This is a genomic window from Amycolatopsis sp. NPDC004625, from assembly GCF_040609695.1.
Taxonomy (GTDB): domain Bacteria; phylum Actinomycetota; class Actinomycetes; order Mycobacteriales; family Pseudonocardiaceae; genus Amycolatopsis.
In genome coordinates, this window is sequence record NZ_JBEXKX010000106.1 from 1 (window position 1) to 8,313 (window position 8,313).

Sequence of the window (8,313 nt, forward strand, 5' to 3'; positions counted from 1 at the left end):
TTTTGTTTTTTTCGTTTTTCTTCTCCTGTTTTGTTGGTTGGTTGTGCTTGGCATGTCCCCCAACCCCCCCCCCCCCCCCCCCCCCCCGCCGGGGTGGCCGGATCGGCGGGCCGGGCGACCAATCCACCGCGGCGGGGAGAGCGAATCCCGGGCATGCCGAACACCGCGCACCGTCTCGCTTCGTTCGCCGAGAAGCTCCTCGGCGGCCCCCTGCCCGTCGGCCTCCGCACCTGGGACGGCACCCGCGCCGGCCCGGCGGACGCGCCCACCGTCGTGCTCCGCAACCGCCGCGCCCTGCGCCGCCTGCTCTACGCGCCCGGCGAGCTGGGGCTCGCCCGCGCCTACGTCACCGGGGACCTCGACGTCGAGGGCGACCTCGCCGACGGCTTCCGCCGGATCTGGGCCCTCACCCGCACGGGGGAGCTCAACCGGGTCGCACTCGGGCCGCGCGACTGGGCCGAGGCGGTCTCGCTGGCCGCCAAGCTGGGCGTCGCCGGCCTGCCGCCGAAGCCGCCCGCCGAGGAGGCCCGGCTGTCCGGGAAGCTGCACAGCCTGCTGCGCGACAAGTCCGCCATCGCGCACCACTACGACCTGGGCAACGCCTTCTACCAGCTGCTGCTGGACGAGTCGATGGCCTACTCGAGCGCGTACTTCACCTCGGAGTCGCAGAGCCTGGAGCAGGCGCAGCACGACAAGCTCGAGCTCATCTGCCGCAAGCTCGGGCTGCGGCCGGGCATGCGGCTGCTCGACGTCGGCTGCGGCTGGGGCTCGCTGCTGGTCCACGCGGCCAAGCACCACGGCGTCGAGGCCGTCGGCATCACGCTCTCGGCCGAGCAGCTGGCGCACATCCGCGGCCGGCTCGCCCAGCACGACCTCGAAGACCGCGTCGAGGTGCGCCGCCAGGACTACCGCGAGCTGCCGGACGCACCGTTCGACGCGGTGGCGTCGATCGAGATGGGCGAGCACGTCGGCGAGCTCAACTACCCGGCGTACGCGGCGACGCTGCACAAGATGGTCAAGCCGGGCGGGCGGGTGCTGATCCAGCAGATGTCCCGCGGCACCGTCGCCCCCGGCGGTGGCGCGTTCATCGAGCGGTACATCGCCCCCGACATGACCATGCGCCCGGTCGGCCGGACCATCGACCACCTGGAGTCGGCGGGGCTGGAGGTCCGGGACGTGCACGCGATGCGCGAGCACTACGTCTGGACGGTCCGGGCCTGGGCCGACACCCTGGAGGAGAACTGGGCCGACGTCGTCGCGCTGATCGGCGAGACGGGCGCGCGGGTCTGGCGGCTGTACCTGGTGGGCGGGGCACTGGCGTTCGAGGAGAACCGGATGGGCGTGGACCAGATCCTTTCCGTACGGCCCGGCGAGCACGGCCGGTCCGGGATGCCGGCGACGCGGGAGTGGTGCTGATGCCGCAGCTGCTCGTCACCGCCGCCGTCACGCTGGTGGCGGTGGTCGTGACCTTCGGGATCGCGCGGGCGCGCAAGCGCTACGACACGATCGACACGTTCTGGGGGCTCGGGTTCGCGATCGTCGCGGTCGCGGCGTTCCCGTTCGGCGACGGCCCGCTGTCCCTGCGGCTGGTGGTGGTGCTGCTGACCGTCGTCTGGGGTGTCCGGCTTTCGGTGCACCTGCACCTGCGCAACCACAAGCTGCCCGAGGACCCGCGGTACGCGCGGATGGGCTACCGCCCGCTCAAGATGTTCGTGCGCATCTACCTGTTCCAGGCCCTGGTGCTGTACTTCGTCTCGCTGCCGGTGCAGTTCGCGGTGGACGGCACCGGGATCGGCGTCCTGGGCTGGCTGGGCATCGGCGTGTGGGCGGTCGGGTTCGCCTTCGAGACGGTCGGCGACGACCAGCTGCGCCGCTTCAAGGCCGACCCGGCGAACAAGGGCAAGGTGCTCGACACGGGCCTGTGGCGCTACACGCGGCACCCGAACTACTTCGGCGACGCGTGCGTGTGGTGGGGCCTCTACCTGCTGGCCTGTTCGACGTGGCCGGGCGCGCTGACCGTCCTCTCCCCCGTGGCGATGACGTTCACGCTGGCCCGCGGGACGGGAAAACCCATGCTGGAGAAGGGAATGGCCCGCACGCGCCCGGCGTACGCGCACTACGTCGAGCGGACCAGCGGGTTCTTCCCGTTGCCGCCGAAGAAGGTCACTCCCCGGTGAGCCCGTCGGTGAGCTCGCGCAGCACGTCGAGGTGCCCGACGTGCCGCGCGGTCTCCTCGATCATGTGCGTGAGGACCCAGCGGACGTTGAAGGTCTCGTCCTTGTGGGTCACCAGGTCGTCGAGCCCGTGGTTCGCGACGATCTCCCGGCTGCGGGCGCACTGCTTCTCGTAGTCGGCGAGGAGGGTGGCGACCTCGGTGCCCGGCGGGACCCGGAACTCGGCGTCCGGGTCCTGCTCGAGCTTCTCCTCCCAGGTGTCCTCTTCGCCGTCGACGACGACGCCGAACCAGAACCACTCGTTGAGCGTGAGGTGCGCCACCAGCCCGGCGACGGTGGTGAGTTCACTGGGCAGGTGCACCCGCCGGGCCTGCTCGGCGGTGAGCCCGCCGGCCTTCCACGCGACCGTGGCGCGGTGGAGGTCGAGCAGGCTGGTGAGGACTTCCCGCTCGTCGCCGGTGAGCGGGACCTTGGGGCGCTGGGGTCGTTCGGTCATGGGCGGAACTCTGCCAGAGGGGTCCGACAGTTCCGGATACCTTGTGCACGATGTAATCGTGCGCTAGGTTTATCGGCGTGCCGGATGAGTTCCTTCTGGACGAGCAAACCTGCTTCGCGCTCTACGCAGCGTCGCGCGCGGTGACGGACGCGTACCGTCCCCTGCTCGGCGAACTGGGCCTCACCTACCCGCAGTACCTGGTGCTGCTGGTGCTGTGGGAGTCCGACGCCCGGCCGGTCAAGGAGATCGGCGAGGCGCTGCACCTGGACTACGGCACGCTTTCCCCGCTGCTCAAACGCCTCGAGGCCACCGGGCTGGTGACGCGGACCCGGCTGCCCGCGGACGAACGCACCGTGGTGGTCGGCCTGACCGAGCAGGGCCGGGCGGCGCGCACGCGCGCGGCCGGCGTCCCCTCGGCGATCGGCTGCGCACTCGGCCTGGCGGACGACGAGCGGCGGCAGCTCATCGCCACCCTGCGGCGGCTGACGGCGTCGGCCACCGCGTACGCATCCGATCACTGAGGAGGCTCTTCATGCCCAGCCGCGACGCGACCACCCACTGGGTCGGCGGACTGCAGAACGGGAAGGGCGAGGTCACCCTGGACTCGTCCAACGCCGGCACGTTCGCCGTGTCGTTCCCGACCCGGGCGGGCAACCCGGACGGCCAGACGAGCCCGGAGGAGCTCATCGCGGCGGCGCACTCGTCGTGCCTGGCGATGAACCTGTCGGGCGTGCTGGAGGCGCAGCAGATCACCGCGGACTCGATCGACGTGAGCGCGGAGGTCACGCTGGGCCCGGCCGCCGGCGGCGGCTTCGAGATCAGCGGGATCGCGATCACGCTGCGGGCGGCCGTCCCGGGCGTGACCGCCGAGCAGTTCGCGGAATACGCGGAGACCGCCGAGAAGACGTGCCCGGTGACGAAGGCCCTGGCGGGCACGACGATCACCCTGGACGCGGCGCTCGCCTGACGTTCCTCGGACGGCCCTCTCGCCCGGAGGCGAGGGGGCCGTTCCGCGTCAGGACACCTTGGCTCGATAAGTCGACTTCTTCGCCTGGTTGCCGCACACCTCCATCGAGCACCAGCGCCGCGTGCCCGGCCGGGACGTGTCCAGGAACAACGCCCCGCACCGGTCCCCCGCGCACCGCCGCACCCGGGCGAACTCCGGCGACGTCACCAGTTCCAGCGCGTCCCGGGCCACCAGCGCCAGCATCGCCGACGCGGGATCCGAAGCCTGCCAACGCAATTCGCCCGCCACCGTCAACGACGGCGACGGCACCGGCGCCGCCGCGAACCGGTTCAACCGCTGCCGCGAAGCCGGCCGCAGGGATCCCGTCACCAGCTCGTAAACCGCCTCGCGCACGCTCCGCGCGTCATGCGACGAAGCCGGCCGGACCGGCGCGGCGAACGGCCCGAACCGGTCGATCCACGCGCCCCACGCCCGCCCGTCCGGCAGTTCCTCGGTCTCCGACGGCGTCCCCCGGTACCGGAGGGTGCGGATGAAGTCGAGGCACAGCCGGCCCGCGCCCGCGCGGAAGGTGTCCGTCATACGGGTCACAGTACGCCGGAACCGGTTTGACTGGTACCGTCGGGAACCGATCAAACCGGTTCCACGACCCTGGGGGCACGCATGACCGAGACCGAGCAGAAGGCCCCGCCCGGCTGGCTCGTGCTGCTGCTGGCCGTCTCTTGTGGACTGACCGTCGCCAACCTCTACTACGCCCAGCCGCTGCTCGCCGAGCTGCGGGCGACCTTCGGGGTCGGCGAGGCCGCCGCCGGGGGTGTGGTCACCGCGACCCAGATCGGGTACGCCGCCGGGATGCTGCTGCTGGTCCCGCTGGGTGACCGGCTCGAGAACCGCGGTCTGGTCGCGACGCTGCTCGCCGTCGCCTGCGCCGGGCTCGTCGTCACCGGGGTGGCGCCCGGGTTCGCCGTGCTGCTGATCGCTTCGCTGGCCGTCGGGGCCGCGTCGGTCGTCGTTCAGATCCTCATCCCGTTCGCCGCCGACATCTCGCCCGACGCCATCCGCGGGCGGATCGTCGGGCGCGTGGTGAGCGGGCTGCTGTTCGGCATCCTGCTCTCGCGGGTGGTCGCCAGCTTCCTCGCCGAGGTCACCGGCTGGCGGGTCGTCTTCCTGATTTCGGCGGGGGCGATGGCCGCGCTCGCCCTCGTGCTGCGGTTCATCCTGCCGCCCCGCGCACCCAAGACCGACGTCCGCTACGGCGAACTGCTCCGCTCGACCTTCGCCATGGCGCGCAAGCACCCGGCCCTGCGCCACCGCGCCCTCTACCAGTCGGCGATGTTCGGGGCGTTCAGCGCCTTCTGGACGACCATCGCCTTCGTGCTGACCGCACCGCCGTTCAACTACTCCCAGCTCGGGGTGGGCCTGTTCGCGCTGGCGGGTGCGGCCGGCGCGGCGATCGCCCCGCTGGCCGGCCGGTGGTCGGACCACGGCCACGGCCGGCCGCTCACCGCGGGCGCGTTCGTGCTCTGCGCCGCGGCGTTCGCGCTCGCCGGGTTCGGCGCGCACAGCGTCGTCCTGCTGGCGATCGCCGCCATCGCCGTCGACACGGCCGTGCAGACGACCCTGGTGGTCGGGCAGCACACGATCTACCAGCTCGACCCGTCCGCGCGCGCCCGGATCAACAGCGTCTACCTGGGCACGTTCTTCATCGGCGGCGCCATCGGCTCCCAGGCGGGCTCGATCGCCTACCACCTCGGCGGCTGGACGGCGGTCGTCGTGTTCGCCGGCGTGCTGCCGCTGCTCGGCCTGGCCGGGATGACCCGCACGCGGGTCTAACGCGCCAGCAGCGCGAGCACCAGCGCCAGCGGCGGCCACACCTCCCGCCCGCGGCGGGTGCACGCGAACGCCCGCTGCCGCACCTCCGGCCCCGCGAGCGGGAGCAACACGACCCCCGGCTTCGTGACCCGGCCCGCCGGCAGCAACCCGACCGCGGGCGCCGGGCCGGTCGCGATCAGGTCCTCCACCAGCTCCAGGCTGTCCGCGCGGTGCGTCACCGCCGGCGTGAACCCCGCCATCGCCGCCAGCCGGCGGACCACGTCCTCGTCGGCGCTGTTGCGGGAGTTGACGATCCAGCCGTGGTCGCGGAACGCCTCGAACACCGCCACCGTGCCGTCGCCGCCCGCCCGGGACGCGTCGGCGGCCGGGACGGCGAGCCCCCACCGGGCTGTCCACAAGGGACTCACCGTGAGCGCGGAGTCCACACTGGCCGGCGCGAGGTCGTAGTCGTAGGTCAGGGCGAGGTCGATGTCGTCGGCCAGCAGCGCGGCGAACGCTTCGAGGGGCTCGTACTCGCTGATCCGCAGCTGCACCCGCGGGTGGTGCTCGGCGAGCGCGGCCGCGGCCGGGAGCACCGAGCGGCGCACGGCCGTGGCGAACCCGGCGACCCGGACGGTGCCGGCCGGCTCGGCGTGCGGGTCGAGGTCCGCACGCGCGGCCTCGACCGCGGCGAGGATCGTCACGGCGTGTTCGGCCAGCCGCCGGCCCGCCGGGGTGAGCCGCACGCGGCGGCCGTCCGGTTCGAGCAGGGGCACGCCGGTTTCCCGCGCCAGCACGGCGATCTGCTGCGACACCGTGGACGTCGTCGTCCCGAGCACGTCCGCCACGGCGCGCATCGAGCCGTGGCGGGAGAGCTCGAGGAGAAATCTGAGCCGGCGGGTGTCCACTCCGCCATTGTCCACGAATTGCGAACGGTATGTCCACGATTGCCACGTGGACATGAACGGTCGTGGTCGGCTTTGCTGGACGGCGTGCCCACCACGTCACGCGCCGGGGCGTCCCTCGCCGTCGCCGCCATGCTCTGCGTCCAGCTCGGCCTCGCCGTGTCGGTCGGCCTGTTCGACCAGGTCGGTCCCGAAGGGGCGGCGTGGCTGCGGCTGGCGTGGGCCGGGGTCCTGCTGCTCGTCGTGGTCCGGCCGCGTCCGTCGTCGTTCCGGCGGAGCACCTTCCTCGCCTGCTGCGGCCTCGGCGTGGTCACCGCGGGGATGACCATGCTGTTCATGGAAGCCGTCGCCCGGTTGCCACTCGGCACGGCGAGCGCGCTGGAGCTCCTCGGCCCGCTGACCGTCGCCGTCACGCGCGGCCGCGGCGGCAAGCGGCTGTGGCCCGTCCTCGCCGCGGTCGGCGTGCTGCTGCTGACCCAGCCGTGGCGGGGTGGCGCGGACCTGCCGGGCGTCGGCTTCGCGTTCGCGTCCGCGGTCTGCTGGGCCGCGTACATCCTGCTGACGCAGCGGGTCGGCGACGAGGTCGCGGGCGTGCGCGGGCTCGCCGTGTCGATGCCGGTGGCGGGCCTGGTGGCGACGCTCGTCTACGGCCCGAGCGTGCTCGGGCACCTGACCTGGCCGCTGCTGCTGACCGGCCTCGGGCTCGCGATCCTGCTGCCGGTGGTGCCGTTCGCGCTCGAAATGCTGGCGCTGCGGCGGCTGACCGCCCCCGCGTTCGGGACGCTGATGAGCCTGGAACCGGCCATCGCCCTGACGATCGGGTTCCTCGTCCTCCACCAGGTCCCGGACCTCGGGGCGGCGGCGGGCGTGGTGTTCGTCGTGGCGGCCGGGGTCGGCGCGGAGCGGACCGGGGCGCGGGAGCCGGTCGGCCAGCCGGCCTAGGCGAACGCCTCCCGCCGCGCCGCCGCCCACGCCGCGTACGTCGTCCCCGGGCGGCCCAGCAGCTCCTCGACGACGCCGGTCGGCACCTGCGGGTGGCGCAGGGTCTCGGCGAAGCCTTCGAGCAGCCAGCCGACGGCCGATTCCGGGACGCCCCAGCCGATCCACTGGGCGCGCTGCTGCGCCGGAGTCAGCTCGCGGAACCGGATTTCCTTGCCCAGCACCGCTTCCAGGGTTTCGACCTGGCCGCGCAGGGTGATCGCCTCCGGTCCACTGAGGACGTGGGTGACGCCGGTGTGCCCGTCGGTCGTGAGCACCCGGGCGGCCACGGCCGCGATGTCACCGAGGTCGATGGGTGTCTGCGTGGCGTCGCCGTAGGCCATTGCGACCTCGCCCGCGCGGACCATCGGCGCCCAGTCGAGCGTGTTGTTCATGAACACGCCGGGCCGCAGGAAGGTCCACGCGAACCCGGCGTCCCGGACGGCGGCCTCGACGGCGGCGTACTCGTGACCGCTGGAGCCTTCGTGGTCGTCGCCGACGCTGCTGCCGGACAAGGCGACCACCCGCCCGACACCGGCTTCCACCGCCAGCTCGCAGAACCGCCGGACGGTCCGCGCCATCGGCGCCAGGTACACCGCCGAGACGCCCTCGAGCGCCACCGGCAGCGTCGACGGCTTGGCGAGCGAGCCGACGACCACCTCCGCCTCGCCCGGCAGCTGCGCGCGTCCGGGATCGACGGTCAGCGCCCGCACGGGAACCCCGGCGGCCAGCAGTTCGTCGACCACCAGCCGGCCGACGCTGCCGGTCGCCCCCGTCACCAGGATCGTCATGAACACCCTCCTCGTTCTCGTATGCCATACGAGATCGTACGGCATACGAGAACCAGGCGCACACGTTTCCGCAGACGTACCTGGACGGTCAGTTCGCGTACCCGGAGGGTCGGCTGGCGTACCTGGAGAGTCGGGTCGCGTACCTGGAGGGGGGGGGGGGCGCCGCCCCCCCCCCGGGACGCCCCCCCCCCCG

At 72.9% G+C, this 8,313-nt stretch carries 10 protein-coding genes; 6 read left to right on the plus strand and 4 right to left on the minus strand.

Annotated features, from left to right (window positions below):
* Positions 1–153 precede the first annotated feature (153 nt).
* Positions 154–1,416 (plus strand): cyclopropane-fatty-acyl-phospholipid synthase family protein, encoded by a 1,263-nt coding sequence (locus tag ABZW17_RS46300; protein ID WP_354829290.1) that lies wholly within the window; start codon positions 154–156, stop codon positions 1,414–1,416.
* The gene (locus ABZW17_RS46305) at positions 1,416–2,177 is read left to right on the plus strand and encodes a DUF1295 domain-containing protein (protein WP_354829292.1); all 762 of its coding nucleotides are present in this window, start codon (positions 1,416–1,418) and stop codon (positions 2,175–2,177) included. The genes ABZW17_RS46300 and ABZW17_RS46305 overlap by 1 nt, the downstream gene beginning before the upstream one ends.
* On the opposite strand, the gene ABZW17_RS46310 is transcribed toward ABZW17_RS46305, so the two are convergent.
* On the minus strand, positions 2,164–2,670 hold the full coding sequence (locus ABZW17_RS46310) for a DinB family protein (RefSeq protein WP_354829295.1): 507 nt from the start codon (positions 2,668–2,670) through the stop codon (positions 2,164–2,166). The two genes, ABZW17_RS46305 and ABZW17_RS46310, sit on opposite strands and share 14 nt — an antisense overlap.
* Before the next feature lie 77 nt (positions 2,671–2,747).
* Here ABZW17_RS46310 and ABZW17_RS46315 point away from each other — a divergent pair, with 77 nt between their 5' ends.
* Both ABZW17_RS46315 and ABZW17_RS46320 read left to right on the plus strand, forming a co-directional pair.
* Positions 2,748–3,191 (plus strand): MarR family transcriptional regulator, encoded by a 444-nt coding sequence (locus ABZW17_RS46315; protein ID WP_354829297.1) that lies wholly within the window; start codon positions 2,748–2,750, stop codon positions 3,189–3,191.
* A gap of 11 nt (positions 3,192–3,202) precedes the next feature.
* Positions 3,203–3,637 (plus strand): OsmC family peroxiredoxin, encoded by a 435-nt coding sequence (locus ABZW17_RS46320; RefSeq protein ID WP_354829300.1) that lies wholly within the window; start codon positions 3,203–3,205, stop codon positions 3,635–3,637.
* A gap of 48 nt (positions 3,638–3,685) precedes the next feature.
* Here ABZW17_RS46320 and ABZW17_RS46325 read toward each other — a convergent pair whose 3' ends face one another.
* Positions 3,686–4,216 carry an ABATE domain-containing protein gene (locus ABZW17_RS46325; protein WP_354829302.1) on the minus strand — a complete coding sequence of 177 codons (531 nt, stop codon included), beginning with the start codon at positions 4,214–4,216 and terminating at the stop codon, positions 3,686–3,688.
* 81 nt (positions 4,217–4,297) lie between these two features.
* Here ABZW17_RS46325 and ABZW17_RS46330 point away from each other — a divergent pair, with 81 nt between their 5' ends.
* The gene (locus ABZW17_RS46330) at positions 4,298–5,467 is read left to right on the plus strand and encodes an MFS transporter (protein WP_354829304.1); all 1,170 of its coding nucleotides are present in this window, start codon (positions 4,298–4,300) and stop codon (positions 5,465–5,467) included.
* Here the strand turns inward: ABZW17_RS46330 and ABZW17_RS46335 are convergent.
* The gene (locus tag ABZW17_RS46335) at positions 5,464–6,354 is read right to left on the minus strand and encodes a LysR family transcriptional regulator (RefSeq protein ID WP_354829307.1); all 891 of its coding nucleotides are present in this window, start codon (positions 6,352–6,354) and stop codon (positions 5,464–5,466) included. The two genes, ABZW17_RS46330 and ABZW17_RS46335, sit on opposite strands and share 4 nt — an antisense overlap.
* 84 nt (positions 6,355–6,438) lie before the next feature.
* Here ABZW17_RS46335 and ABZW17_RS46340 point away from each other — a divergent pair, with 84 nt between their 5' ends.
* Positions 6,439–7,293 (plus strand): EamA family transporter, encoded by an 855-nt coding sequence (locus tag ABZW17_RS46340; RefSeq protein ID WP_354829310.1) that lies wholly within the window; start codon positions 6,439–6,441, stop codon positions 7,291–7,293.
* Here ABZW17_RS46340 and ABZW17_RS46345 read toward each other — a convergent pair.
* Positions 7,290–8,120 (minus strand): NAD(P)H-binding protein, encoded by an 831-nt coding sequence (locus ABZW17_RS46345; protein WP_354829312.1) that lies wholly within the window; start codon positions 8,118–8,120, stop codon positions 7,290–7,292. The genes ABZW17_RS46340 and ABZW17_RS46345 overlap by 4 nt on opposite strands.
* Positions 8,121–8,313: the final 193 nt, after the last annotated feature.